This is a genomic window from Roseovarius sp. EL26 (genome assembly GCF_900327775.1).
Lineage (GTDB): Bacteria > Pseudomonadota > Alphaproteobacteria > Rhodobacterales > Rhodobacteraceae > Roseovarius.
Window position 1 is genome coordinate 1,990,322 of record NZ_OUMZ01000007.1, and the last position, 24,541, is coordinate 2,014,862.

25 protein-coding genes are annotated in these 24,541 nt (G+C 54.3%); 9 read left to right on the forward strand and 16 right to left on the reverse strand.

What is annotated here, in order from left to right; genetic code table 11:
* Nucleotides 1-12: 12 nt before the first annotated feature.
* Nucleotides 13-912 (reverse strand): 5-bromo-4-chloroindolyl phosphate hydrolysis family protein, encoded by a 900-nt coding sequence (locus D9A02_RS17830; RefSeq protein WP_120502217.1) that lies wholly within the window; start codon nucleotides 910-912, stop codon nucleotides 13-15.
* Between the two features lie 234 nt (nucleotides 913-1,146).
* Here D9A02_RS17830 and D9A02_RS17835 point away from each other — a divergent pair, with 234 nt between their 5' ends.
* The 4 genes from D9A02_RS17835 (at nucleotide 1,147) to D9A02_RS17850 (ending at nucleotide 5,162) form a co-directional block, all read left to right on the forward strand.
* Entirely contained in the window at nucleotides 1,147-3,105 is a 1,959-nt protein-coding gene (locus tag D9A02_RS17835; RefSeq protein WP_120502218.1) for a cache domain-containing protein, read from the forward strand.
* Nucleotides 3,106-3,109: 4 nt separating this feature from the next.
* Nucleotides 3,110-3,652, forward strand: coding sequence for an RNA polymerase sigma factor SigZ (gene sigZ, locus D9A02_RS17840; RefSeq protein WP_120502219.1), 543 nt, complete (start codon nucleotides 3,110-3,112; stop codon nucleotides 3,650-3,652).
* Nucleotides 3,653-3,718: 66 nt separating this feature from the next.
* On the forward strand, nucleotides 3,719-4,426 hold the full coding sequence (locus D9A02_RS17845; RefSeq protein WP_120502220.1) for a glutathione S-transferase family protein: 708 nt from the start codon (nucleotides 3,719-3,721) through the stop codon (nucleotides 4,424-4,426).
* A gap of 133 nt (nucleotides 4,427-4,559) precedes the next feature.
* Entirely contained in the window at nucleotides 4,560-5,162 is a 603-nt protein-coding gene (locus D9A02_RS17850; protein ID WP_120502221.1) for a LysE family translocator, read from the forward strand.
* A gap of 19 nt (nucleotides 5,163-5,181) precedes the next feature.
* On the opposite strand, the gene D9A02_RS17855 is transcribed toward D9A02_RS17850, so the two are convergent.
* From D9A02_RS17855 to D9A02_RS17895, 10 genes are all read right to left on the reverse strand, one after another.
* Nucleotides 5,182-6,555, reverse strand: a complete 1,374-nt coding sequence (locus D9A02_RS17855; RefSeq protein ID WP_120502222.1) for a sigma-54 dependent transcriptional regulator — start codon at nucleotides 6,553-6,555, stop codon at nucleotides 5,182-5,184.
* Nucleotides 6,552-6,689 (reverse strand): hypothetical protein, encoded by a 138-nt coding sequence (locus tag D9A02_RS19275; protein WP_162933124.1) that lies wholly within the window; start codon nucleotides 6,687-6,689, stop codon nucleotides 6,552-6,554. Before D9A02_RS19275 ends, D9A02_RS17855 begins: the two co-directional genes overlap by 4 nt.
* Nucleotides 6,686-8,065, reverse strand: a complete 1,380-nt coding sequence (locus D9A02_RS17860) for a c-type cytochrome (protein ID WP_120502223.1) — start codon at nucleotides 8,063-8,065, stop codon at nucleotides 6,686-6,688. Before D9A02_RS17860 ends, D9A02_RS19275 begins: the two co-directional genes overlap by 4 nt.
* Nucleotides 8,066-9,268, reverse strand: a complete 1,203-nt coding sequence (locus tag D9A02_RS17865; protein ID WP_120502616.1) for a formate dehydrogenase subunit gamma — start codon at nucleotides 9,266-9,268, stop codon at nucleotides 8,066-8,068. It abuts the gene before it with no gap.
* A gap of 79 nt (nucleotides 9,269-9,347) precedes the next feature.
* Complete coding sequence (fdh3B, locus tag D9A02_RS17870; protein WP_120502224.1) at nucleotides 9,348-9,941, reverse strand: formate dehydrogenase FDH3 subunit beta; 594 nt, start codon at nucleotides 9,939-9,941, stop codon at nucleotides 9,348-9,350.
* A gap of 12 nt (nucleotides 9,942-9,953) precedes the next feature.
* Nucleotides 9,954-12,848, reverse strand: coding sequence for a formate dehydrogenase subunit alpha (locus D9A02_RS17875; RefSeq protein ID WP_120502225.1), 2,895 nt, complete (start codon nucleotides 12,846-12,848; stop codon nucleotides 9,954-9,956).
* A gap of 116 nt (nucleotides 12,849-12,964) precedes the next feature.
* Entirely contained in the window at nucleotides 12,965-13,159 is a 195-nt protein-coding gene (locus D9A02_RS17880; RefSeq protein WP_120502226.1) for a twin-arginine translocation pathway signal protein, read from the reverse strand.
* Nucleotides 13,160-13,226: 67 nt separating this feature from the next.
* Nucleotides 13,227-13,856 (reverse strand): molecular chaperone, encoded by a 630-nt coding sequence (locus D9A02_RS17885; protein WP_120502227.1) that lies wholly within the window; start codon nucleotides 13,854-13,856, stop codon nucleotides 13,227-13,229.
* A complete protein-coding gene (locus tag D9A02_RS17890; RefSeq protein WP_120502228.1) occupies nucleotides 13,853-14,494 on the reverse strand; it encodes a DUF3306 domain-containing protein in 642 nt (213 codons plus the stop codon). The genes D9A02_RS17885 and D9A02_RS17890 overlap by 4 nt, the downstream gene beginning before the upstream one ends.
* A complete protein-coding gene (locus D9A02_RS17895) occupies nucleotides 14,491-15,060 on the reverse strand; it encodes a DUF3305 domain-containing protein (RefSeq protein ID WP_254054669.1) in 570 nt (189 codons plus the stop codon). The genes D9A02_RS17890 and D9A02_RS17895 overlap by 4 nt, the downstream gene beginning before the upstream one ends.
* Nucleotides 15,061-15,426: 366 nt before the next feature.
* Between D9A02_RS17895 and D9A02_RS17900 the strand changes: the two genes are divergently transcribed.
* Nucleotides 15,427-17,385 (forward strand): 4Fe-4S binding protein, encoded by a 1,959-nt coding sequence (locus tag D9A02_RS17900; protein ID WP_120502229.1) that lies wholly within the window; start codon nucleotides 15,427-15,429, stop codon nucleotides 17,383-17,385.
* Here D9A02_RS17900 and D9A02_RS17905 read toward each other — a convergent pair.
* Complete coding sequence (locus tag D9A02_RS17905) at nucleotides 17,379-18,086, reverse strand: hypothetical protein (protein ID WP_254054670.1); 708 nt, start codon at nucleotides 18,084-18,086, stop codon at nucleotides 17,379-17,381. The two genes, D9A02_RS17900 and D9A02_RS17905, sit on opposite strands and share 7 nt — an antisense overlap.
* Nucleotides 18,087-18,203: 117 nt before the next feature.
* Here D9A02_RS17905 and D9A02_RS17910 point away from each other — a divergent pair, with 117 nt between their 5' ends.
* Genes D9A02_RS17910 through D9A02_RS17925 form a run of 4 tightly spaced genes read left to right on the forward strand, consistent with a single transcriptional unit; the run spans nucleotide 18,204 to nucleotide 20,644 of the window.
* On the forward strand, nucleotides 18,204-18,398 hold the full coding sequence (locus tag D9A02_RS17910) for a DUF6494 family protein (protein ID WP_120502231.1): 195 nt from the start codon (nucleotides 18,204-18,206) through the stop codon (nucleotides 18,396-18,398).
* 1 nt (nucleotide 18,399) lies between these two features.
* Nucleotides 18,400-19,464, forward strand: a complete 1,065-nt coding sequence (locus D9A02_RS17915; RefSeq protein WP_120502232.1) for an Mrp/NBP35 family ATP-binding protein — start codon at nucleotides 18,400-18,402, stop codon at nucleotides 19,462-19,464.
* On the forward strand, nucleotides 19,461-20,168 hold the full coding sequence (locus D9A02_RS17920; protein ID WP_120502233.1) for a biotin/lipoate--protein ligase family protein: 708 nt from the start codon (nucleotides 19,461-19,463) through the stop codon (nucleotides 20,166-20,168). The genes D9A02_RS17915 and D9A02_RS17920 overlap by 4 nt, the downstream gene beginning before the upstream one ends.
* Nucleotides 20,165-20,644 (forward strand): DUF6505 family protein, encoded by a 480-nt coding sequence (locus D9A02_RS17925; protein WP_120502234.1) that lies wholly within the window; start codon nucleotides 20,165-20,167, stop codon nucleotides 20,642-20,644. Before D9A02_RS17920 ends, D9A02_RS17925 begins: the two co-directional genes overlap by 4 nt.
* A 13-nt stretch (nucleotides 20,645-20,657) precedes the next feature.
* Here the strand turns inward: D9A02_RS17925 and D9A02_RS17930 are convergent, their stop codons facing one another.
* From D9A02_RS17930 to D9A02_RS17945, 4 genes are all read right to left on the reverse strand, one after another.
* Nucleotides 20,658-21,452: a substrate-binding domain-containing protein gene (locus D9A02_RS17930; protein ID WP_120502235.1), complete on the reverse strand. Its 795-nt coding sequence runs from the start codon at nucleotides 21,450-21,452 to the stop codon at nucleotides 20,658-20,660.
* A gap of 14 nt (nucleotides 21,453-21,466) precedes the next feature.
* Nucleotides 21,467-22,171, reverse strand: a complete 705-nt coding sequence (locus tag D9A02_RS17935) for an ATP-binding cassette domain-containing protein (protein WP_120502236.1) — start codon at nucleotides 22,169-22,171, stop codon at nucleotides 21,467-21,469.
* A 5-nt stretch (nucleotides 22,172-22,176) separates the two neighbouring features.
* Nucleotides 22,177-22,881, reverse strand: a complete 705-nt coding sequence (locus D9A02_RS17940) for an ABC transporter permease (protein WP_120502237.1) — start codon at nucleotides 22,879-22,881, stop codon at nucleotides 22,177-22,179.
* 188 nt (nucleotides 22,882-23,069) lie between these two features.
* Entirely contained in the window at nucleotides 23,070-24,497 is a 1,428-nt protein-coding gene (locus D9A02_RS17945; protein ID WP_120502238.1) for an FAD-binding oxidoreductase, read from the reverse strand.
* Nucleotides 24,498-24,541 lie beyond the last annotated feature (44 nt).

Here is a 24,541-nt window from a genome sequence, read left to right on the forward strand (position 1 = left end):
AATTTCCCTCACTTACTCATTCTGTCCGGCCGATTTCAGGCCCTCGCGCTCCAACCGGTCGCGCAACACTTCAATTTCAACTTCAAGATCACTGCGATCATCAAGCAACAACTTTTCCGTCCGTGCGGCAAAGTTTTGTTCCAGATCATCCAATAGCGTCAGATAATCGGTGCGGGCCTTTGTATCTCCATTGCGTCCGAAGATATCAACAAATTTGACCGTCGCATCCCGCGCGCCCTTTAGATAAACGCTAAGATACTTTCGCGCGGCGGTCAGGTCGCGCGGGTCTTCTTCGACCGTGCGAAACAAGTCCCGCGCGGTCATTTGAAACTGTTCAACTCGGGTTTTCACCTGACGGTCATTCACACGTTTCATCGCATCGGTCATCGCTTGCAAATGCTGCTCGGCGGCATCAACCGCACGCGCCACTCGATCAGTCTGGAAGGTATCTATCCCCTCCATTCCCTTGCTTTTCATCGGATCAAGTCCGAAGGCAAAGGAATGTAAAACTGCGCCGGTAATGGCATAGATTATTGGCTCAAGCAGTGAAGCCCCGGCGGCAACACCTGCCACGGCCAACCCCAAACCGGTCAAAACGCTGCCCAAAATCTTGCGCGGCACACCCGGTCTGCGCGCAACTTTACGAGCTTCATAGGCTTCTTCAGCCCTCAGCCCCTCGCGTGTCATCCAAGCGGCCAAAAGCAACAAGCCTAGCGCAATCAGATTAAGTGCCAGCCCCGTCGGGCCGGTGGTGAATGCGGCATAGATCAACGGCAAAGGCGCAATAAACAGCAGGTTCACGCGCCCACCAATCCGCGTGCGATTTGCCCCATTATAGGCATTTCGCGGCTTGGCCGGGTTATCACCAGCAGGGCCATCAGGGCTGTATTTACCCCCAAATTTTTGAGCCATTACACGCCTCCGAGTACTGAAACGTAAAATATCAGCAAAACAAGCAAGAAAAACGCCAGCTTTTGTAGACCGCTTTCAGACATCGCTCCCTCACGCTCAGGTGAATATGTTGTGAAGGTAAGCGATCCACAGGTTGTATGCTAGGGGGAAGATTTTATTAGGATTATCAACAGAGTTGGCATAGGCGCGCGGAGTGATCTAGATTGGGTATGACATGATATTTTGGGATCCCTCATGAAATCCGTTCGCCTGCGTCTGCTCATATTGGCACTGTTGCCACTGGTCGTGCTTATGCCTTTGTTGCTTGCGCTTGCCGTGAACCGTTGGTCGGAAAATTTTGATAACCTGCTGATTACCAACGTCGAAAGCGACCTGCGCATCGCGGAACAATATCTTACTCAAATTATGATCACTACCGGAGACGATGTTGAGGCACTGGCTCAATCTGCAGAATTTCGCGATATGTCGGACAAATCCCAAACCGCATTCCACACCTATCTGGCGGGGCATCGTGCGGCGCTTAACCTAGATTTTTTGTATTATCTAGACGCACACCAAGCCTTTAAAATAGCCGAAAAGTGGCCCGTCATACAACGTGCACATGATGGAACATCCACAACAGAGATCGACATTTTCGCAAATACAGATCTGGCAGAACATTCTGCAAATCTGGCAGCGCGCGCACAGTTCCCGCTAATCGAAACAGAGGCCGCGACCCCAACAGATCGCACTGTTGAAGACCGGGGTATGGTCGTCCATACAGCAACGCCTGTCAGCACCCCATCACGCAATGGCGTTTTGGTCGGCGGCATTCTTTTGAATCGCAATCTGAACTTCATCGATACAATCAACGCGCTGGTCTACCGTCCGCAGGTTAACGGCGGAGAGCGTCAAGGAACCGCCACCCTATTTTTGGAAGATGTCCGCGTGTCGACCAACGTCCGCCTGTTTGAAGGGGCCCGCGCGTTGGGCACGCGCGTCTCGGCCATTGTCCGCCATACCGTTTTAACCGAAGGGCGCACTTGGCTGGCCAGCGCTTTTGTTGTCAATGATTGGTATATCTCAGGCTACCTGCCCCTGACCGACAGCTTCGGAAACCGCGTTGGTATGCTTTACGTCGGATTTCTTGAGGCACCCTTTCAGGCCGTAAAACGTAGCGCGTATATTCTGATATTCACGGCGTTTGCCGTTGTTTTAGCTCTTACGATCCCACTATTCTTGCGTTTGGCTGGTGGTATTTTCTCCCCACTGGAACGCATGACAAAAACCATGAAACGTGTCGAAGATGGTGATCTGAATGCGCGCATTGGACCGATCCCTGCGCGCGATGAAATCGGTGCTGTGGCCGCTCACCTGGATGAGCTGCTCAATCAGGTGCAGGAACGCGATCACGCGCTCAGGTCCTGGGCGGATGAGTTGAACACTCGCGTCGAAGACCGCACCGCTGAGCTGCGTGATGCGAACGAAAAACTGGAAAACACCTACCAACAGCTTGTGATGTCCGAAAAACTCGCCTCGATCGGTGAAATCACCGCAGGGGTCGCGCATGAAATCAACAATCCAGTGGCGGTCATTCAAGGTAACATCGATGTCGTCCGCGATATTTTGCAGGATGGGGCAGAGCCGGTCAAAACCGAATTGGTCCTGATTGACCAACAAGTTGGGCGGATCAACGCCATTGTCGGCAAGTTGCTACAATTCGCGCGGCCGACTGAATTTGGCACCTTTGAGGAAAACGTTCATATCAGCGATGTCTTGGATGATTGTCTGGTCTTGGTGGACCATGTTGTCAGCAAGGGCGAAGTTTCCGTATCGATCGACCGTCATGAAACGCCCCCCGTGCACATCAATCCCGGAGAGCTCCAGCAGGTGCTGATCAATCTGATTATAAATGCTGTTCAGGCGATGCAGAACAAAGGCATGCTGGAAATCACCCTCCAAACCGCAACACGCGACGGTCAAGACGGCGCGCAGCTGATCATTTCCGATACCGGACCAGGCATTACCAAGGCAAAGCTAAACACGGTTTTCGATCCGTTTTACACCACTAAGCTGGGGGAAGGGACCGGGCTGGGTCTGTCAGTCAGTCAGACACTCATACAGGCCGCGGGTGGACTGATCACGGTCCGGAACCTGCCCAAACAAGGTGCGGAGTTTACCATTTGGCTGCCCGCAGAATTCAAGGTGCCGTGACACCATGACCATAGAACAAATCTGGCACCAATATCGCGCCCGCCTCAAAGCCTTTTTACATTCGAAAGTCTCTAATCCAGCCGATGTCGAAGACTTATTGCAAGATATATCAATCAAAACAGTCACCAGCATTGACACACTGGAAGACCTTTCAAAAATACAGGCTTGGTTGTTTCAAATCGCGCACCGCACGATCATCGATTTCTATCGCACCAAAGGGCGCGCAAAAGACATCCACCCGGACGATCTGTGGTATCTGGAGGAAGAGACGCAGGTTTTGCGCGATTTTGAGGCCTGTATTGAACCTTTCCTCGCGTCATTACCGACCGATACAGCGCAAATGCTGCGTAGCATCGACATCGAAGGACAGTCACAAAAAGACTACGGCGCCGCACATGGCATAGCCTATTCCACCCTAAAATCTCGAATACAAAAGGGCCGGTCTGAGTTGAGGAACGTGTTTGAAAGCTGCTGCCATCTGACCTTGGATGCGCGTGGACACATTACCGATTACCACCCAAAATCAGATAATTGCGGGAATTGTTGATATTTCTTTCGTCTATTTCAAATGGCCCGCGTCTTACGGATGTAACCTTTGAAAGAAAGACACCCAATGATCAAAATCATAAGCTTCAAGATCTGCCCCTTCGTCCAGCGCGTCACGGCATTGTTGGAGGCAAAGAATGTTCCGTATGAAATAGAATACATCAACCTGAGCGACAAACCGCAGTGGTTTTTGGACATCTCACCCACTGGACAAGTGCCGCTGATGGTCACCGAAGACGGCATAGCGCTTTTTGAATCGGATGCTATCGTTGAATATATCGACGAGGTAACTGCACCGCTTGTGAATAACGTCAGCCCTGAGCAGCGCGCAATTGATCGCGCTTGGAGCTATCAGGCAAGCAAGCACTATCTGGTGCAATGTTCCACCATGCAAAGCGCTGATCAGGAAACGTTGGCGAAACGCAGCGCCAAACTTAACAAAGCCTTTGAAACGGCGGAGAATAAACTGGGGGCTGGACCATACTTCAATGGCGCCGATATGGGTAATGTCGATACTGCATGGCTACCATTGTTACACCGGGCAAAGATCATCGAAACTCGCTCTGGCTATGATTTTTTAGCAAGCTTTCCCAAGGTTAAAGCGTGGCAAGACACATTGATTGCAACCGGGTTGGCTGACAAATCCGTCGCCACAGATTTCGAGGAGGCCTTTGCCGACTTCTATCTTGCGGAACGTACATTTTTGGGCCGTGGGGCGAACCTCAATGAAGTTCCAACTGAAACTACCGTACCTAAGCAAGGTTGTTGTGGGTGACGTTTGAACGCGGGTTTGCCTTGTTTTCAGGCTGAGCAAACCCAAATCAGACAAATTTTGGGTCACTTCTGTGGATTGGCTGGATCTGCTGCAATTTCTCTGAAATCACAACAAGTAAAAATTGGAGGATCCCATGACCATTGAACACTTGCTTGCCTTCAACTTCGCGCTATTTGCTGCCATTGCCAGCCCCGGGCCCGCCCTATTGGTCGCGATCAAGACAACTCTGGCTTCGGGGCGAAAAGCTGGCATTGCAATCGGCTGTGGTCTGGCAACTGTGGCCGCACTCTGGACATTGACCGCGCTGCTTGGTTTGGACGTGATCTTTGATTTGTTTCCATGGGCCTATGTCACCGTGAAAACCGCCGGAGCAATCTATCTTCTCTATATCGCGTACACAATGTGGTTCAATGCCCGCAAAGACGTGGAGCCATCGCAAAAGCCTAAACGCCACGCGTTCAAGCAAGGCATGATGATCAATATCCTCAACCCCAAAGCCGTCCTTTTTTCTGCAGCGGTGCTGGTGGTCATTTTTCCACGTGACCTGAGTTTCCCAGAAAGTATGTTGGTGGTCGCCAACCACTTGGCCGTCGAGGTATTGTTTTATGCCGCACTTGCCTTTGGCATGAGCACCAAAGCGGTCAGCTATGGCTACCTACGCGCCAAGATCTATATTGATCGCATTGCTGCAGGTGTATTGGGTTTATTGGGATTAAAATTGTTGACAGATCAATAAAGACCTACAGTATCTGCAATCACTGCCCCCAAACTGCACATTTACGGTCTACCGTTTTGCGTGACACGCCAAGGCGACGCGCCGCTTCGGCGCGATTGCCATTACAAGCATCCAGAACATTCAGGATATGGCGTTGTTCGACCAGTTCCAGGGTTTCAATCGCCTCAACCCCAGTAATTTTCCCATGCCCTGCAAATTCGGCAGGAAAGGCCCCTAGAATAACCGAGCGCTCGATCAGGTTGCGCAGCTCTCGCACATTGCCCGGCCAATCATAACGGCTCAGCTTGAGCAGTGTCTCTTCGTTCAGCTCTAGCGCAGGCATGCCAAGTGAGCGGGAAATCTGACTCATGAATGCGGCGGTTAGCTCAACAATATCTTCTGCCCGCTCATGTAGGTGCGGCATGGCGATATTGACAACATTGATACGGTGATAAAGATCTGCACGAAAGCGCCCCTCTGCCACCGCAACCTCCAAATCGGCATTGGTGGCAAACAAAAAGCGCAGGTTCAGCGGAATATCACGCTCGGCCCCTAAAGGGCGAATGCGCTGATCTTCCAGCACCCGCAGCAGCGCTGCCTGTACTTGTTCAGGCAGTTGCGCCACCTCATCCAGAAACAAGGTTCCACCGTCAGCATGCAAAAATAACCCGTCTTTGCGGTAATCTTGCCCCTGCACCACGCCAAACAGTTCATCGGCAATGTGATCGGCTGAAATGGCAGCGCAATTGACCGCAACAAAAGGTTTACCTGCCCGATCAGACAGCCCGTGCAGCGTTCGTGCGGCAATTTCCTTGCCGGTTCCACTGGCCCCCGTGAACAACACAGAGGTGGGCATAGGCGCAAGCCGCGTCAGCATATCGCGAACAGTCTGGATCGCAGCCGAATTGCCCAAAAGCCGTCCGCGAGCGGCATTCCCGCCCTCAGACAGTTCATGTTTAAGCAGGTAGTTTTCGCGTCGCAAATGCTTACGGTCCAGTGCCCGCGCCACGGCATTCAGGATCTGATTGGCGCGGAAAGGTTTCAAAACAAAATCCGCCACCCCACTGCGCAGAGCCTGAATAGCAGTGTCTAGGTCAGCGTAAGCTGTGATCAAGATGGTATCGGCAAACAACCCAACGCGACGTTGCTCTGACAACCATTCCAGCCCAGTTTTTTCCGGCATGATATTATCAAGAATGACCAGATCAAAATGCGCCTGATCCAAAATTTCCGCCGCCTCACGTGCGGACCGCGCTTGTTCCACCCGCTTGCAACGCGGCGTCAGGATTTTGGTCAGAAAGTTGCGCATTCCCGGTTCATCATCGATTACCAAAATCGACGCTGTTTCAAGGTTTTCACCGTAATCATCGCGGTTTTTTCCCGTCTGCTTTATCGCAGAAATTTGCTGCATCATTCTGTGACCTCATCCAGCCGAACGGCATCGCCAGTCATCTGTTCCGATGTGGATTGACCGGTAGCAGACAAAACACCGCTGGCGACAATAGCGATCAAGACGCTAATCGCAAAAGCAATGATCATGATTTTCATTTCCGATCCTCCTGTGATCCAGCGTTCACCCCGATATCCTGTTCAATATCTGCCATGGTCGCCCCACGTAAAAAGTCAATCAGATCCTGCCGATCTTGGGTTTCTGTGATCCGCTGCATCGGCATTTTTGATCCCGGAATGTAGTGATCCGGCCCCTCATCGAATAAAGCATTGATCGTATCATCTGACCAAACGATATCTGATCCCTGCAGCGTTTCCGAATAGTTATATCCAGAAACCGTTCCGGCGCGACGCCCCATAACATTATATAACGTTGGACCAGCTTTGCGTGAGGGCGGCGGCGTGAGGGCGTGACAGATCGAACATTTGCGCATGAACTGACGCTCGCCGTTCGACATCTTGGCCGGATCTTGCAGAAAACTACGTGTTGCACCACCCGCAGGGTCAAACGTGTCTAACAATGCCACAGGCCACGCATAGACAATATCTTCGATCCCGCCCGCATAGATCTTCGCCCCATCTGGGGAAAACGCCAACGCCCATACCGGGCCACGGCGCATTGAACGGAAATCACGAATGATCTCCCACGCGCTAGTATCAATGATCATAATGTAACCCTGCCCATCTCCCACTGCGAGTTGATCGGTGCCCGCATGATAAGCCATCGACAGGATCGGCCGACGTTCCAGAGTGAAATCATGCAAGATTTCCCCACTTATCGGATCAATCACTCGGGTGACGCCATCAACCGCCCCATATGCAAGCCAGCCAGCCCGAGCGTTCACAATCATTTTGTTGATACCAAACCCGTTCTCCGTAATAATTCGCGAAGACACCCCTTCAAAGCTAACATCCCAAAATCTGATCGTTCCATCGGTTGAGGCGGAATACACATCCCCATCCGGCGTGAAGGCCACCGCATTTATCCCCGCATCGTGACCGGTCAGACTAACAGAATTTGCATATGCAGGATCGATTATTTCATTATTTCGTTGCAAATCCATCGCCCGGCGAACTTCTATCGTGCCATCCCAGCTAGCCGTTGCTAACAGGCCGCCTTCGCTCCAAAATGCAACATCCGTGATCTTGCCTTTATGCTTCACAATCTGAAGAGGCCCAAACTCCCCCGGGGCCCACAACAACGCCCGAAAATCATCACCGCCTGACATTAATAGGTTTTCATCTATGAACCGTACCGTAGTGACTGCCGCCTCATGACCTTCCAGCCACTCAGGTACGCGCCCCAACCACAAGCCGATGGAGTTGTCGAAACTTGCGGTCGCCACCCGCCCAGTTTCTGGATGGATCGCAATATCCATCACCGGACCGCCGTGACCTTTGAGCGTAGTAAATTCTTGGGCTGAGGCCGTCGTGGCCATCAACCAGAACAGAAAGGCGCCCGCGATCTTGTGCATCTATTCGGCAGGGGTCGCTTTGCCCTCAGGCGTTTCGTCATGACCTGCTTCCAACTCTTCCAACCAGAGGCTGTGGTGCTCTCGCGCCCATTGTTCCTCAACCTCGCCAGAGGTCATCGCATCCATTGCGCCCTCCATCCCGACAGAGCCAATATAGATATGCGCAAAGATGATCGCCATAAGCACAAAAGCCATGATTGCATGCCACATCTGAGCGTATTGCATTTCCTCTTGTGGGGCGAGCGTGTTGGGCAATTCGCCAAATCCCAAAATTTGGGGCAAGCCAGTTTGATTCAGAATACCAAAGGTTTTGGCAAACATCGGCAGCTCGTAAGGAAACAACAACGATAGCCCCGATGCCGATATCGAGACACCAAAGAGAATGACCGACCAGAAGATCAGCTTTTGTCCAGCGTTGAACTTATTGGCTGGGGGATGCACACCTTTACTCAGCAGTCCGCCCCCCTGTGCCAACCATTTCAGATCTGCGCGATTAGGCAGGTTATGTATCACCCACATCACAAAAACCATGGCCAGCCCCAGCATGAAGGCCCAAGAGATATTGTTGTGGATCCACTTGGAGCCAACAGCGATGGAGGAAAAGGACTCGTGCCCAAAAGCAGGGATCAAAACCTTGCGCCCGAACAGCGAGATTAACCCCGTAAATCCAAGTATAATGAATGATCCCGCCATCAACCAATGACCAAAACGCTCGATCGCGGCAAAGCGGGTCACGGTCCGTCCGGTTTTTTCACCCTCAATACGGATACGTCCCCTGATCAGATAGAACAACACCAACGCCAACAAAGTACCACCCAGAAGGTAGGCCCCATTGGAAGCCAAAGGGCCCTCTCGAAAGCGCAGCCACTTCATACCGCCATCCTGCATCAGAACGCGCGCTTCATCGCCACCTGCAGAAACCGTCACTTCCGCTGTGCCATAACGCAATGCGCGCCAGACCTCTGGATCAGATGCTCCGCCCAGTGTACCTAACTGGCTGGCCACCGATGCCGCGCTGTCGGGATCTCCTGTGGCGCCGCTTCGAAAACTGTCATCAATCTTTTCCCCACGCTGGCGGGCCATGATGTCTTCGAGTGTCTGCGCCCCACCCGTGGCCACACGTTCAGACGTATCCGCCTCTTGTGCCATGATAGGCAGGGCCAGAAACAGAGATAGAAAAAAGGCGAGCAGAATGCGTACCATGACTGTCATTCCTGAAATTACCATCGGATCGGATGGGCCGCCTAACGCTGCCCACCCGCTTGATCAATAACCACTAGGGTTAGCCGCCCTTCTGGTCATAGGCTGTTCCCCAGCCCCAAGCACCCGAGCCAAAGCCACGCGCCACAACACGTTCGCGGTAGATGGCTGACACGACATCACCGTCACCGGCCAGAAGTGCCTTGGTTGAACACATCTCGGCGCAGATCGGCAGCTTGCCTTCAGCAATCCGGTTGCGGCCGTATTTCTGAAACTCGGTGGTGGAGTTATTGTCTTCTGGACCACCGGCGCAGAACGTACATTTGTCCATCTTGCCACGTGATCCAAAACTGCCGGCCTGCGGGTATTGCGGTGCCCCAAAGGGACACGCGTAAAAGCAATAACCGCAGCCGATGCAGAGGTCTTTGGAGTGAAGAACCACCCCGTCCTCGTTCTGATAAAAGCAGTCAACAGGGCAGACCGCCATACAAGGTGCATCGGAACAGTGCATGCAAGCCACTGAGATCGATCGTTCGCCGGGTTTGCCATCCTCAATGGTGACAACACGGCGGCGGTTAATACCCCAGGGGACCTCATGTTCGTTCTTACAGGCCGTGACACAGGCGTTGCATTCAATGCAGCGTTCGGCGTCGCAGAGAAACTTTGCTCTTGCCATATCTCTTTCTCCTTATGCTGCGCTGATTTTGCAAAGAGACACTTTGCTCTCTTGCATCTGCGTGACTGAATCGTAGCCGTAGGTCATCGCGGTGTTCGCCGCTTCACCCAAGACATAGGGGTCAGCACCGTCGGGATATTTATCCCTTAGATCCACACCCTCCATGTGACCGGCAAAGTGGAACGGCATGAAGGCCACGCCTTCACCCACACGGTTGGTAACCATGGCCATGACTTTGACCTTGGCACCTTCCGCTCCTTCGACCCAAACCTGTTCACCGTCGCGCACACCGTAGTTGTTGGCATCGCGTGGATTGATCTCAACGAACATGTCCTGCTGCAACTCTGCCAACCAGGGGTTTGAACGGGATTCCTCGCCACCGCCCTCGTATTCGACCAACCGGCCGGAGGTTAGGATGATCGGATAGTCTTGGGAGAAATCGTTCTTCTGGATAGACGCATAGAGCGTTGGCAGGCGGTAAGCCTGACGGTCCTCGTAGGTCGGGTAATCCGCCACCAGATCGCGCCGCGGTGTATAAAGCGGTTCGCGGTGGATCGGCACCGGATCAGGGAATGTCCAAACAACAGCGCGCGCCTTGGCATTACCAAATGGCGCACACTCGTGCTGAATCGCAACGCGCTGGATCCCACCTGAAAGGTCAGTTTTCCAGTTGGTTTTGGCTCCGGCCACAGCGTCAATCGCGGCACGTTCCTCATCCGTCAGATCGCCATCCCAACCCAGATCCATCAGCATTTGCATGGTGAACTCGGGATAACCGTCTTGGATTTCTGACCCTTCGGAGAAGACACCCTCGGCGAGCAGATTATCACCATCGCGCTCTACCCCGAAACGGGCGCGGAACGTCAGACCACCTTTGGAAACCGGCTTGGACATGTCATAAAGGTTTGGCGTACCGGGGTGACCCATTTCCGCCGTACCCCAACATGGCCATGGCATCCCGTAGTAATCGCCATCCGCCGGGCCACCAATGGCCTGAAGCGTAGTGCGATCAAAGGTATGCTGATTCGCCATATGCAGTTTGATACGCTCGGGCGATTGCCCAGTGTAACCCACTGTCCACATACCTGCGTTGATCTCACGCGTGATACTTTCGACATTCGGGGTTTCCGCGTCGTCCATTTCGATATTGCGGAAGAGCCGGTCGGCCCAGCCAAACTTGTTGGCAAACTTGGCCATGATTACCTCATCCGGGAGGCTTTCAAACAGCGGCTCGACAACCCGGTCTCGCCATTGCAGTGAACGGTTCGATGCGGTGACAGAGCCACGCGTTTCAAACTGTGTACAGGCTGGCAGCAGATAAACGCCATCAGTACGGTCATGCATCACGGCAGAGGCGGTTGGATAGGGGTCAACCACGACCAGCATATCCAGCTTTTCCATCGCCGTTTTCATTTCCTTACCACGGGTCTGCGAGTTGGGCGCATGACCCCACAAAACCATGGCACGCACCTTGTTGGGCTGATCTATGTTTTCAACATCTTCCAGCACACCGTCGATCCAACGGCTGACAGGGATACCTTTGAGGTTTTGCAAAGACGCGTCGTTGCCGTCTTTGTCCTTGATGCTGTCGAACTGACCCGCCAGCCACTCAGGATCTTCACCCCAAACGCGGCCCCAATGTCCCCAAGCCCCTGCCGACAGGCCATAGTAACCCGGCAGTGTATGGCTCAGAACACCAAGGTCTGTGGCACCTTGAACGTTGTCGTGGCCGCGGAAGATGTTTGTGCCGCCACCCGACGTGCCCATGTTGCCCAGTGCAAGCTGCAGCACACAGTAAGCACGTGTGTTGTTGTTGCCATTGGTGTGCTGTGTGCCTCCCATACACCAGATCACGGTGCCGGGACGATTATTCGCCATCGTTCGGGCAACACGCTCAAGCTGCGATCCCGGCGTGCCAGTAACACGCTCGACCTCTTCTGGATTCCACTGAGCAACCTCTTCGCGGATCTGATCCATGCCCCAGACACGGGTGCGGATAAATTCTTTGTCCTCCCAGCCGTTTTCAAAGATATGCCACAAGATCCCCCAAACCAGCGCCACGTCGGTGCCGGGGCGGAAGCGCACATATTCATCAGCATGGGCCGCCGTGCGAGTAAAGCGTGGGTCACACACAATGAGCGGCGCATTATTTTGTTCTTTCGCACGCAGCAAATGCAGCAACGAGACGGGGTGTGCCTCAGCTGGATTGCCACCAATGACAAAGATCGCACGGCTTTTGTGAATATCATTGTAAGAGTTGGTCATGGCGCCGTAGCCCCATGTGTTGGCTACGCCCGCAACAGTGGTCGAGTGGCAAATCCGTGCTTGGTGATCGACATTATTTGTACCCCAATAAGCGGCGAATTTGCGGAACAGATAGGCCTGTTCGTTATTGTGCTTGGCTGATCCCAGCCAATAGACGCTGTCGGGCCCGCTTTCATCGCGGATGTTCATCATGCCGTCGCCGATCTCGTTAATCGCCTGTTCCCAACTGATGCGTTTCCATTCCCCGCCTTCTTTCTTCATCGGGTATTTGAGTCGACGTTCACCATGGGCATGTTCACGCACCGAAGCGCCCTTGGCACAGTGCGCACCCAGATTGAACGGACTGTCCCACCCCGGCTCCTGCCCGACCCAGACACCATTGCTGACTTCGGCAACAACAGTACAGCCGACCGAGCAGTGCGTGCAGACAGATTTGACAGTTTCAACTGCCTGTGTCGCAGCGGTTTGTGCATTTGCACGGGTCACAGACCCGCCAGTTGCGCCAATTGCGGCAAGGCCACCAATGGCCAGGCCTGAGCCGCGCAAAAACGCACGGCGGTCAACGGATGTTTCCGCGACCTCAGACAGGATACTTGTCCGCCGGGGGCCTCTCGCAACCCCATTGGTCTTTTTCCTAAGCATTTTATCTCTCCTCCCTGAGCGCCCCCGATTGGGGTGGCTGGGTACTAAGTTTATTCGCTGATCTGTCGGGCCAATCGCAACCAGTCGTCAGCAACGTCTCACATCGTCCGGACCATTCAGAACCGGGCGCTGTCGAAATAAGCGCGCGTATGCGCGGTATCCTGCATCTTGTCAGATGACAGGTCAGGCTCTGCAGCCTCAGCGGCGGTTCCGCCTGCCGTAACGGCAGCCGCCGCAGCAACAGGTGCTCCGGCACCCGCCAGTTTCAGGAAATCACGCCGACTTGCTGTGGTTTCCGCTTGCTTGGTCATTTTGCTTTCCTCCCTTTGGTTATGGTCGAGGCCCTTCTCCCCGAGCCCTTCACGGATCGCTCCGCATTTACGTTGAACTCATCCTAAAGGCCTCAACTTCGATCTCCATAAACACTCGACCGACAGCGCCGACCGAAGCGTACAGAACCGAATTTTTAGCCGCCTCAAGATCTGTGAAAAAATGCCCGGCCCAAGGGCCAATGTGCTTGGCAAAGAATGTTTGCTGCTCTTTCAACGTCGCCGTCTGTCCAAACCGCCCGCTGATTAGCCCTGCCATCATCTCCATCAAAGAGGCGATATTGTCTTCGGGTTCATAGACGTTTGGCGCGCGCGTCATCCCTCGCGCGGCCATGTCACGCCGAAGTGCCGCGAGTGGTTTCTCATTCAAAAATCCGGTCATGTAATAGCTGGCGTAGGGCAGCAACTCACCCCGGCCCAGACCGACAAAAAGCGCATTGAATTCACGCTCAACCGCTTGCGGTTTGCTAAGTTTTGCAACCCGTGCAAGCCCAGCCACAGCTATCCCTAGTACGCTATCATCGCCTGACAGCGCCGCACTCTGCGACAACAGGCTTTGCTCGGGCGGGCGAGCCAAAAGCAGGCCCAGAAAATCATAAAGATCAGCGCGCAGGCGGTCCTCGGTCGCAATTGATGGCGTATCAACGGTATCTGACATCAAAACCTCTTGTGTGCTCATGCCGTGCCCCCGGGTTGCCCTTCAAAGGCGAACTGCATGCGGCGGTGCGAAACTGCAGGTTCCGGCGGCTTGTCAGCCTCGGCAACAGCGAATTCTTTTGACGGCTGTGAAGCAGCGCCGGATTCTGATACCAGTCCTTTTTCCTGAGTGGCATTCTCCACCTCAATAACCGGTACAGTGGCACTAGATTCCTCATCCATGGCAAGGCTATCTGTAGACGTATCTTCCTCTGAACGTTCTCGTGCCATTTCTTCGACGTGTGACATCATGCCCTTGCCGACCTGATAGGCAGTCTGCAAATTCTCGATCACCGTCGCACTGTCGGTGAAGTCTTCGCCGTAGTCGATTAGTCCATCAAGGTTTGCCAACGTTGGATCCGTCAACCATAGGCGGCGCAACGCCCGGCGGCGCAGGCGATCAGGAACAGCTTTCGCCATGAACGCCTGAAAATCATCACCAGCACCCAAGGCATCCGGATCTGGCAATCCCAGTTCTTCAAGTAATTCCTCATCTGTTTTTTCGGCCTGCTGTTGCGCAATGAACTGTTCCGTGCGGATGTCTTCAGCGCGAGCGTCAGATTCGACCTCGCTTTGGACTGCTGCCCTGCGGCGTGACCAGAAATCTTGCGGCTTTGTCATTGCAAGCGCTCCTTTCTGGCAGCACCCGGCGCGCGGTATACATCGGCTACCTGCGGAATACGCGCATCACCAATGCCATCCTCGACCTGATCCACATTCAAACGATCCCTGCGGCGCTTTACGAATACTTCATCTTCATGATGCGTCTCAGCAAAATCCCGGACCCAAGCAATCAAGCCAGCAGGCATCGGGATTTTCTCGACGATATCCTCGCCATTATCCGCATAGTCCTGCGCCTCATATGGGGACGCCGTTACCAACACTGCGGACAGCGAAATCGGGCCATTCCCCTCCGCACGTAAAACCGCATAGACCGAGGGCACCTTGGCCGACAAGCCATGCAGATACGCCTCCGTTTCGGCGCCATGCAATTCAAGCATCAAGGTCGCTGCATGATATTCGGTAATCTCGCCTTCTTGCCGCAGAACGCGCCAGTCGGAAGGTTCGGCACCAGGCAAAACAGCCACAGCGCTCCAGATCCATTTTTCCCAACGCGTCACCCCGGGGGTGCGTCGCACCACTATCCCCAGCGGCATTGCATCATACATATCGGGATTTCGGATCATTCCTTGTTCTTTCCAGCTGGCGACACTCAAGGGCTTGCTTGGAATAAAGATTGGTTCAGTTTTTAGACCACTCAAAGAAAAATATGCGTGTCACCGCACACAATCCAAAACCGTGGACAATTTGGGTAACCCTATGAGGGCAACGCCAGACATCCGGACAAAATGACCGAAAGGCGCCGCGACATTGCCTGTAACTGGGGGTTGAACTGAGCGAAAAAACAGAATCAATCAGGAATTACCCTGCCGCTTGTCTGCACCTGCTCAAAATCAGAAATCATGTTTACGATCGGTTAGAAACGTGCCTAAGCTTAACAAGGAATTCCGCATATGCGGGTGTAATCCAGCCAAATCAAGAGCCACAAAAACATGCCTAAGCAACTGATTCTATGCAACTGTTCAGAAACCCACATGATAGACAGTGCAGCACTTGAAGCCGCGACAGGTCTACCTTGCTCAAAGGTGTATTCTGGTCTGTGCATGGGGGAAACCAACAGTGCGGCACAGGCCATTGCCTCGGGTGAGGCAATAATTTGTTGCCAACAAGAAGCCCGCGTTTTTGCCGAAATTGCAGAAGAGATCGGGCAAGCTCCCCCCCCCTTGGTGGACTTGCGAGATCGGGCTGGATGGTCGGACGACCCCCGTTCAAAACTGCCCAAAATGGCCGCTCTTTTAGCTGAGGCCACATTGGACACTCCCGCCGAAAAAACAGTGGATGTTATATCAGAGGGGCTGTGCTTCATTATAGGTCCGGCTAATGTGGCCCTGCCAGCAGCCGAAAAACTGGCAGCGTTCCTAAGTGTAACAACCCTGTTGACCGATAGAGTTGAGCCCCCTGACACCAGAAATTTCGATGTGATCCTAGGACAGCTAAATCGTGCAAGTGGTACGTTAGGCCAATTCAAGGTACGGATCGATGCTCTGCAACAGGTACAACCCGGTGGGCGTGGCCCCCTACAGTGGTCTGCTCCGCGTGATGGTGGACAAAGCGAGTGCGATGTCATTCTTGACCTAAGCGGCGAGACCCCTTTGTTTCCAGCCCCTGAAAAGCGCGAAGGATATCTGCGTGCCGATCCCGGTAGCATACCCGCAGTAGCTGATGCGATATTGGAAGCATCGCAACTGATCGGAACCTTTGAAAAGCCGCTATATGTAGCCTTAGAGCCACTCATTTGCGCCCATTCGCGTGCTGAACAGACCGGCTGCTCCAACTGCTTGGCTATCTGTCCAACCGGCGCAATTTCACCGGATGGTGATCATGTTAGCATTGACCCTATGACATGCGCTGGATGTGGGTCCTGTGCAGCACTCTGCCCATCAGGCGCGATCACCTATGACGCCCCACCACCCGACGCTTTATTCAGACGCATCCATACTTTATCATCAGCCTACCGTAAAGCCGGGGGAGACGCTCCACGTCTGTTGGTCTGCGATCAAAGCTTTGGCCGGGACATGATAAAACTTGCCGCACGGCACGGCCGGGGTCTGCCTGCAGATGTGATTCCCCTAGAGGTCGCAGCCCTAGCAGGCTTTGGCCACGCAGAAATTCTGGCAGCGTTGGCTTCAGGCTTTGTCGATGTGATATTGTTATTATCCCCGGGAACCGAACGTGATGCCCTGAACCGGGAAGTGCCCCTTGCCCGCGCCATGGCAGGAGAGAACCAGATCAATGTCTTCGACGTCAATGACCCCGACCTGCTGTGCGAATTACTGTATAATGCCCCCGCGCCAACAATCTGTTGCCCGGATCCTGTACTGCCAATGGGAAACCGCCGTCAGGTGGCCCGTCTCAGTGCACAAGCCATACACCCGGGCGCAGATTCTTTGCCCTTACCAAATGATGCCCCATATGGTGCCGTGCTGGTTGACACCGATGCCTGCACCCTATGCTTGAGCTGTGTTTCATTATGTCCCTCTGGCGCGCTGGTTGATAACCCTGATCTGCCGCAGTTGCGCTTTCAGGAAGATGCCTGTTTGCAATGTGGACTATGCTCTAACATCTGCCCAGAGGATGCCATTTCCTATGAACCTCGCCTGAACCTGACGGATGAAGCGCTATCGCAGGTGGTCTTGAACGAGGAGGAGCCCTTTGCTTGTGTCGAGTGTGGGGTATTGTTTGGCGTCAAATCAACGATTGAAAAAATCACCGATAAACTGGCCGGTAACCACGCGATGTTTACTAATCCCGAAGCTCTGCGCATGATTCAAATGTGCGATGACTGCCGTGTTCGCGCTCAGTTCAAAACCACAGACAATCCCTTGGCGGCCGGTGAACGTCCACGCGTGCGCATGACCGAAGACTATTTCAGCAAGCGCCGCGATCATTGATGTTGCAAAGGTGCGCCCAAGTCAGCCGGTGGAATCACCGACACATAGGCGAGTATCGCCTCGAATTCTGCAATCGTCAGCTCGACCGGGATAATCGGTGGAGGGCGGTCGATCGGGAATGGATCGGTCACAGCGGCAATCTGAGTAAACGCTGGGTGCGGGTTCAGAAGGTAGAAGCTTTGAAACCGCAGGTCCCAGTCTTCCATCGTGCGCAACACAGCAAAAGACGGTGTCGAACCGATTGCACTGAATTTTGTAGCCTCATTCACTGTGTGACAACGCCCGCAATGCAAAACCGACAGCTTAGCCCCTTCACTGACATCTCCGTCAAAATGGACTTCAGCCACCTCAATTTGTGCCGGACCCGGCAGGTGAAAAAGCACCGTACCATCGATTTTGAACGCGGTGATCGTACGTTGGCCAACCTCAGACATCAGCCAGTCAGAAAACCGAGCCGCCCCGGCATGATCCGGTGTCTCGATCTGCAACAACCAAGGACCGGATGAGCCAATGAAGATTGTACGTCCACCCCCTTGTTGCAGCAGTCGGACCTCTGCCGCCGCTCCCTCTTTGACCACCTCTATCCGGACGCCTGTCTTGAGCGAAAACCGGGGTAACAAATGCTTGAGAAAGCCAGTTTCAATCATGATTTCAGGCACTGCCAGACGAAACCCTTCAGCCGCAGACAGCTGTGTCGTCATCAGCACAATCAGGGCCCAATGATAGACAAAAACCATTCTCAAACGAAACAGACGCATGACCAAGGGTAGGAAAATCCAACCGCCTGCGTCAATATCACAGCAAAAGGGAGATATGAGATGAGCGATGAGTTCAACATGTCGATGCGCAAATTCCTCAAGCAGGTGGGGGTCACCTCGCAGCAGGCAATTGAGGATGGGCTGCGCACATCCGGTACCCACGCCGGGCAAGAATTTGAGGCCAAAATGGTGCTGACCATTGACGGCCTGGATGTGGAACATGTGGTAACCGGCACGATCAAAGGCGAGGCATAGAGTGAGCATTACGCGAGAGGCGGTTCTGACCGCATTAAAGCAGGTAAAAGATCCGGTATCGGGCAATGACATTGTCGCCGCGGGCATCAGCCGCGCCCTAAACGTTGATGGGAATACCGTACGCTTTGTGCTGGAAGTCGATCCCGCCAAAGCCGAGACTTACGCCCCAGTACGGGACGCCGCTGAGACCGCTGTTAAAGCGTTAGGAGTGTCTGAGGTCTCTGCCGTGCTTACCGCGCATGCGGCCAAGACCCCGCCGCCCGACTTAAAACCACAACAACATGCTGCCCCACAAGGGCCCGAGCGTGTCCCCGGTGTGAAACACATCATCGCCATTGCCTCTGGAAAAGGCGGCGTTGGAAAATCAACGGTATCTTCCAATCTGGCTTGCGCGCTGGCCGCCGAAGGACGGCGCGTAGGTCTTTTGGATGCCGATGTTTACGGCCCCAGCCAGCCGCGGATGCTTGGTGTGTCCGGTCGCCCCGCCAGCCCGGATGGGAAAACTATTCTGCCCCTTCGCAATCACGGTGTCACTATGATGTCAATCGGATTGATGACAAACGAGGGACAGGCGGTTGTCTGGCGTGGCCCCATGCTGATGGGGGCCTTGCAACAGATGTTGATGCAGGTGCAATGGGGTGCTTTAGATTGCCTGTTGGTTGACCTGCCCCCCGGCACCGGGGATGTGCAAATGACACTGGCACAAAAGACGGTGGTCGATGGTGCCATCGTTGTCTCCACACCGCAGGATGTCGCGCTCTTGGATGCGCGCAAAGGCATCGACATGTTCAACCAGCTGAACGTGCCTGTGTTGGGCATGATCGAAAACATGTCGACACATATTTGCTCCCAATGCGGGCACGAGGAACATGTCTTTGGTCACGGCGGTGTCAAAGCCGAAGCCGAAAAGCTGGGCGTACCCTTGATGGCAGAAGTGCCCCTGCATCTTGATATCCGGTTGGCGGCAGATGGTGGAGCGCCAATTGTGGTTTCCAAACCAGAAAGTGCGCAAGCCCAAGCGTTTCGCGATATCGCCAAGCAGTTGGTGGCACAAGGAATCGCATGAACACCGCACGCTTCCCCCCCCTCATGTCAGGGCAACTTGTCGAAGCCGGGATAGAGCCCTTTGAGAAAGCCTGCACAATGGCTGCACAGGGCTGTGATCCGGGTTTGGTCATCTATCATGTGGCGGCCAACCGGTTGGCCGCAGCACTGGTCATGGCCCCCGAGGTTCCTTTAGAACAGGCGATGGCAATGCTGCCTGCTTGCGGCGTGGGGTTTCAGAACGCTTTGGGGGCATTGGCCCCACCTGAGGTCGCCGTGCATCTGGAATGGAGCGGCGGGCTGCGCATTAACGGTGCCACTTGTGGGCGGTTGCGCGCGGCGGCAGGCGATACTGACCCTGCGTTAGAACCTGACTGGCTTGTCATCGGGCTGGAGCTGCCATTGATGCAAATGGGTGAAAGCCCCGGCGACACCCCGGATCAGACCGCGCTATATAACGAAGGCTGCGCCGATATCGATGCCACCACTCTGCTAGAAAGCTGGGCCCGCCATACATTGAATTGGATCACCCGATGGGAAGACGATGGCAATCGCGCGCTGCACGCTGAATGGTGCGGACTGGCACAGGGTATTGATCAGGAAACCTCACAAAACGGCCTGTCTGGCACATTTATTGGCGTGGATGAAAACTTCGGCATGCTACTGCGCGAAGATGAAACCACTCACCTGATCCCCCTCAGCAAAATCTTGGAGCACAGCAAATGAAACTGGCACGCGCCATCCATTTCGACGAAAGCGACACCCGTGTTTATGCCAACCCCGCACGCACTGGCGAATGGTGTGTGTCCGGCGGGTTCGAGTTTTCCAACTGGGGCGAGGGTGATTTGACCGGCAAGCCACGCCAAGCCTTTTCCAATGGCTGGCTGGGGTTGGAAACTTTTGGGCGCGTCACCTTTGTGGCGATCACCCAGATTGAGCCAGTTGAACAGGATGTTTTGGTCGGCACGCTTGCACAGCATTTCGTTGATCTCTACGGCGCACCAGATCTGGCAACGGCCCTGCCCGTGGCACAATCAGAACTGGATCAAATGGCCGACCTTTGCGAAGATCACCGCCCAAACACGCTCCTGACTGTTGCCCGTGAGCTAACCGAAGCTGGTGTCAGAGAAAGCTTTCGCATTATTGAACCGCAAGATGCCGGATTAGATCAGTTTGCTATCCATGGGTCATTGGAAGAGTAGAAGAAAGACCTCTTCACTCTGCATTGAACGTAAACAACTGCTCCCCTTCGAGGCGATACCCATCGATCAGCTCCTTCGCCCGACCTGACGTCAGCCAATCCTCGAGTTGCAGAGCCAGTTCAGCGTTCACATGCCCATGTTTCTCTGCGCTCACGGGCAGGTAGGCATATTGATTGAACAACACGGGATCACCTGCAAACAACAGCTCCAGCTCCCCCTTATTGCCAAAGTTCAGCCAACTGGCGCGATCTGACAGAATGTACGCATTCAACCCCGATGCCGTGTTGAGCGCCGCGCCCATGCCTGCGCCCACGGCCTTGTACCATGTGTTCTCTGGGGCAACATCTGCGGCCTGCCAGAGGCTAAGCTCTTTTTTGTGGGTGCCGCTATCATCGCCGCGGCTCACGAAACCGGCTTGAAGCGTTGCAATTTGCTGTAGGGCTTCGGTAGCTGTCTGCGCGCTACCCACCCGTGCCGGGTCACCCGCCGGGCCAATGATCACAAAGTCATTATACATGATCTCGGTCCGATGCGGGGCATTGCCATCTTTCACGAATTGTTCCTCTGCAGCCTTGGCATGCACCAATATCGCATCAACGTCCCCTGCCGCACCCAGCCGCAGGGCTTGCCCGGTGCCAACCACTAGAAGCTGGACCTCGATGCCCGTGTCCTTGGCAATCTCCGGCAATAGAACCTCGGCCAAACCCGAGTTGTGAAACGAGGTGGTGACTGCCAGTCTCATCTCTTCGGCCCAAACGCCCGTTCCCAGAACAAGAGAGAAAGCCGTACCAACTATCCATTTCAACATCGCTTATCCATCCTCTATTCCACGATATCGCCATTTAGAAACGCTCGCGCCTGCACTGTGGCAGCTTCGGTAAAAAAACCTTCAGCTGGGCTGAATTCATGCACTTTTCCGTGCAACATAAATATCACCTCAGTCGCCAATCGCCGCGCCTGTCCCATGTCATGGGTCGACATGATGATGCGAGTGTCGCCCTGTGCCGCGTCTTGCAAGATCTCTTCGATCTCACGAATGGCCCGCCCGTCCAGCGAAGCACAGGGCTCATCCAGAAACAGCAAATCCGGCGTGCGGATCAACGCCCGCGCCAATGCCAATTTCTGCCGCTCGCCGCCCGACAACACAGTGGCCTGCCGATCAGTAGCGTCAGCCAACCCAATACGCCCGGCCCAATGAACCGCCTTTTCACGTGCCTCAGCTTTAGGCACTTCCAGCAACAACAATGGATAGGTCAAATTCTCCAGGACCGTGCGTCGCAACATTACCGGCGTTTGAAACACAAAACCTTGCCTGCGCTGCGCCTCCTGCTTTGAGCAAGACCAATGCACCTGCCCCTCGCTTAACCGGACAATGCCGTGCAGCATCTTGAGCAGGCTGGTTTTGCCTGATCCATTTGGCCCGATCACCATGGTGACGCCACTCGCCTGCAGGCTAAGATCCACTGGCCCAACCAGTGTTTTACCCCGGCGGCGCACAACCCCGCCCTTCACAGTCAAAGGGAACATGTTACTCACCAGCGCCCCTCCGTCTCCGTCTGACTTAACCAGTGGATCATCAGGTTAACCGCAACCGCTAGGGCAATCAGAACAAAGCCTAGCGCCAGTGCCAAGGCAAAGTCACCTTTTCCGGTTTCTAGTGCAATCGCGGTGGTCAATACCCGGGTGGCGTGGTCAATATTGCCGCCGACGATCATAATCGCCCCAACCTCACCAATACCACGCCCAAAGCCCGCTAGGGCCGCCGTCAGCAGCGCGCGCCGAGCATCCCACAGCAACGTTCCAATCCTCTGGCGTTGCGTTGTATTTAGTGAAATCAGCAGGTCATGATACTCCGCCCACAATTCACGCAGTGACTGATGTGCAATCGAGGCAATCAACGGCACGATAATAATCACCTGCGCAATCACCATCGCCGTCGGCGTGAACAGCAAACCAAACACCCCAAATGGCCCTGACCGCGAAAGAAAGACATAGACCACAAGCCCTACGACGACCGGCGGAAGCCCCATCAACGCATTCATCACCGCAATTGTCGCCCGGCGATATCGAAACCGGCGCACCACCAGAAAGGCAGCCAATGGCAAGGCCATTACACAGGCAACGGTCAAAGCCGTCAGCGTCACCTGAAGCGAGCGCAACGTGATCTCAATCAGATCTGTATCCAACGTGATCAACAGCCATAAGGCTTGTGTTATTCCCTGCCAAAGCTCGGACATATCTTTCGGGCATCTCCTACATTCTGAAGGGGCCCACCCCAAAATCTTGTTCCACGGTTAGCGGGTAAGTTCGCGCAAGAACAGCAAAAAATCGGAGCTGTTACTGCCGCTTCCGCCATTCGTCGGTACAGCGGTCAGTTTGTCCTGAAACTCTGCCTGCGCAGGAATACCCAAAGACAAAATGACAGCTATTGATCAGACAGGTTACGCAAGACTGCCCCGGGGTTCATGATCCCGCGTGGGTCAAATGCGGCTTTGATCGCCCGCATCATCTGCAATTTTACTGGATCCTCATAACGTTCCACATCCGGCACTTTCAACCTCCCCACACCGTGCTCGGCGCTGACAGATCCACCCATTTCATGTACCAGATCATGCACCGTACGTTGCACCTGTTCCCTCAGGTCTCGATACGTCTCGCGCTTTTGCCCTTTTGGTGGGAAGACGTTGAAATGCAGATTGCCGTCACCAAGATGACCAAAGCAATTGATCCGAAAGGTGCCCAGTTTGGCCAACCTTTGTTCCGCCTCTATGATGAACGCAGGGATCACCCCCATCGGCACCGATATGTCATGCGAACTGATTGACCCTATGCGCTTATTCCCTTCCGGGATTTGCTCGCGCAGGGTCCAAAATTCCTGTCTCTGCGCCTCGGACTGGGCAATGATCCCATCGCGGACCAACTCATCTTGTAGGGCCCGCGCAAACAGCTGCTCTAATGCCTGCGCCGGATCCTGCCCCTGCGCCAGACCCAGATCAATCAGCACAAACCAGTCTGGAAGTTCGCTAAACGGCTGACGCAACCCGGGCATAGTTTCTTTCAAAAACTCCAACCCGGTCCGCGCAATCAACTCAAACCCGCTGATCCCTTCGCCCAATTGCGCCTGCGCCATTGCCAACAGACGTAAAGCTGCCTCCGGGCCTGGAACAACTATCAACGCGGTGCCCTGCGCCGCCGGACGCGGACTTAATGTGAGCGACGCAGCGGTGATCACCCCCAATGTACCCTCGGATCCAATCAACAAATTGCGAAGATCATAACCCATGTTGTCTTTACGAAGGCGTTTCAGCCCATGCCAAATCTGACCATCAGGCATAACTGCCTCAAGCCCCAGGCATAAATCACGCGCATTACCATAGCGCAATACATTCACCCCCCCCGCATTGGTCGATAACAACCCGCCCAACCGCGCCGACCCTTTGGCCGCAATAGACAATGGAAATAGACGGTCAGCCTCCTGCGCAGAATCCTGTAGATCCGAGAGGATGACCCCGGCCTCAACCACCATCGTGTTTTCTTCGGGAAATACCGCGCGGATCTTGTTCATCCGTTCAAGGCTCAAAAGCACTGGCGCAGGCCCATCCGAAAGCACTTGCCCGCCAACCAGTCCAGTACCACCACTATAAGGAACAATCGGCACCCGGGCCTCCGCAGCACGACGCACGACAACTGCCACTTCCTCAACCCGCTCAGGCGCAACCACGCACCCCGCCTGCCCCGTCCATCGACCGCGCGGCTCCTCCAGATAACGTGGTTCAACCACGCGCAACGCATCTGCAGGCAAAACGCCTCGCAATGTCTCAACAAATTGGTCATCGGCAGGATTAAGCGCCATAAATACTCCTGACTGTGGTCATTTGGCTCTTCATCTTTCCCCAA

Excerpts from the sequence above, each read along its gene's own strand:
- sigZ (WP_120502219.1), top strand. The coding sequence starts at position 3,110 with ATGACCATAGAACAAATCTGGCACCAATATCGCGCCCGCCTCAAAGCC.
- D9A02_RS17850 (WP_120502221.1), top strand. The coding sequence starts at position 4,560 with ATGACCATTGAACACTTGCTTGCCTTCAACTTCGCGCTATTTGCTGCC.
- D9A02_RS17865 (WP_120502616.1), bottom strand. The coding sequence starts at position 9,268 with ATGGTACGCATTCTGCTCGCCTTTTTTCTATCTCTGTTTCTGGCCCTG.
- D9A02_RS17925 (WP_120502234.1), top strand. The coding sequence starts at position 20,165 with ATGAAACTGGCACGCGCCATCCATTTCGACGAAAGCGACACCCGTGTT.
- D9A02_RS17900 (WP_120502229.1), top strand. The coding sequence starts at position 15,427 with ATGCCTAAGCAACTGATTCTATGCAACTGTTCAGAAACCCACATGATA.
- D9A02_RS17910 (WP_120502231.1), top strand. The coding sequence starts at position 18,204 with ATGAGCGATGAGTTCAACATGTCGATGCGCAAATTCCTCAAGCAGGTG.
- D9A02_RS17860 (WP_120502223.1), bottom strand. The coding sequence starts at position 8,065 with ATGCACAAGATCGCGGGCGCCTTTCTGTTCTGGTTGATGGCCACGACG.
- D9A02_RS19275 (WP_162933124.1), bottom strand. The coding sequence starts at position 6,689 with ATGAAAATCATGATCATTGCTTTTGCGATTAGCGTCTTGATCGCTATT.
- D9A02_RS17895 (WP_254054669.1), bottom strand. The coding sequence starts at position 15,060 with ATGATCCGAAATCCCGATATGTATGATGCAATGCCGCTGGGGATAGTG.
- D9A02_RS17885 (WP_120502227.1), bottom strand. The coding sequence starts at position 13,856 with ATGAGCACACAAGAGGTTTTGATGTCAGATACCGTTGATACGCCATCA.
- D9A02_RS17940 (WP_120502237.1), bottom strand. The coding sequence starts at position 22,881 with ATGTCCGAGCTTTGGCAGGGAATAACACAAGCCTTATGGCTGTTGATC.
- D9A02_RS17920 (WP_120502233.1), top strand. The coding sequence starts at position 19,461 with ATGAACACCGCACGCTTCCCCCCCCTCATGTCAGGGCAACTTGTCGAA.
- D9A02_RS17935 (WP_120502236.1), bottom strand. The coding sequence starts at position 22,171 with ATGTTCCCTTTGACTGTGAAGGGCGGGGTTGTGCGCCGCCGGGGTAAA.
- D9A02_RS17845 (WP_120502220.1), top strand. The coding sequence starts at position 3,719 with ATGATCAAAATCATAAGCTTCAAGATCTGCCCCTTCGTCCAGCGCGTC.
- D9A02_RS17830 (WP_120502217.1), bottom strand. The coding sequence starts at position 912 with ATGGCTCAAAAATTTGGGGGTAAATACAGCCCTGATGGCCCTGCTGGT.
- fdh3B (WP_120502224.1), bottom strand. The coding sequence starts at position 9,941 with ATGGCAAGAGCAAAGTTTCTCTGCGACGCCGAACGCTGCATTGAATGC.
- D9A02_RS17905 (WP_254054670.1), bottom strand. The coding sequence starts at position 18,086 with ATGACGACACAGCTGTCTGCGGCTGAAGGGTTTCGTCTGGCAGTGCCT.
- D9A02_RS17930 (WP_120502235.1), bottom strand. The coding sequence starts at position 21,452 with ATGTTGAAATGGATAGTTGGTACGGCTTTCTCTCTTGTTCTGGGAACG.
- D9A02_RS17890 (WP_120502228.1), bottom strand. The coding sequence starts at position 14,494 with ATGACAAAGCCGCAAGATTTCTGGTCACGCCGCAGGGCAGCAGTCCAA.
- D9A02_RS17945 (WP_120502238.1), bottom strand. The coding sequence starts at position 24,497 with ATGGCGCTTAATCCTGCCGATGACCAATTTGTTGAGACATTGCGAGGC.
- D9A02_RS17835 (WP_120502218.1), top strand. The coding sequence starts at position 1,147 with ATGAAATCCGTTCGCCTGCGTCTGCTCATATTGGCACTGTTGCCACTG.
- D9A02_RS17855 (WP_120502222.1), bottom strand. The coding sequence starts at position 6,555 with ATGATGCAGCAAATTTCTGCGATAAAGCAGACGGGAAAAAACCGCGAT.
- D9A02_RS17880 (WP_120502226.1), bottom strand. The coding sequence starts at position 13,159 with ATGACCAAGCAAGCGGAAACCACAGCAAGTCGGCGTGATTTCCTGAAA.
- D9A02_RS17875 (WP_120502225.1), bottom strand. The coding sequence starts at position 12,848 with ATGCTTAGGAAAAAGACCAATGGGGTTGCGAGAGGCCCCCGGCGGACA.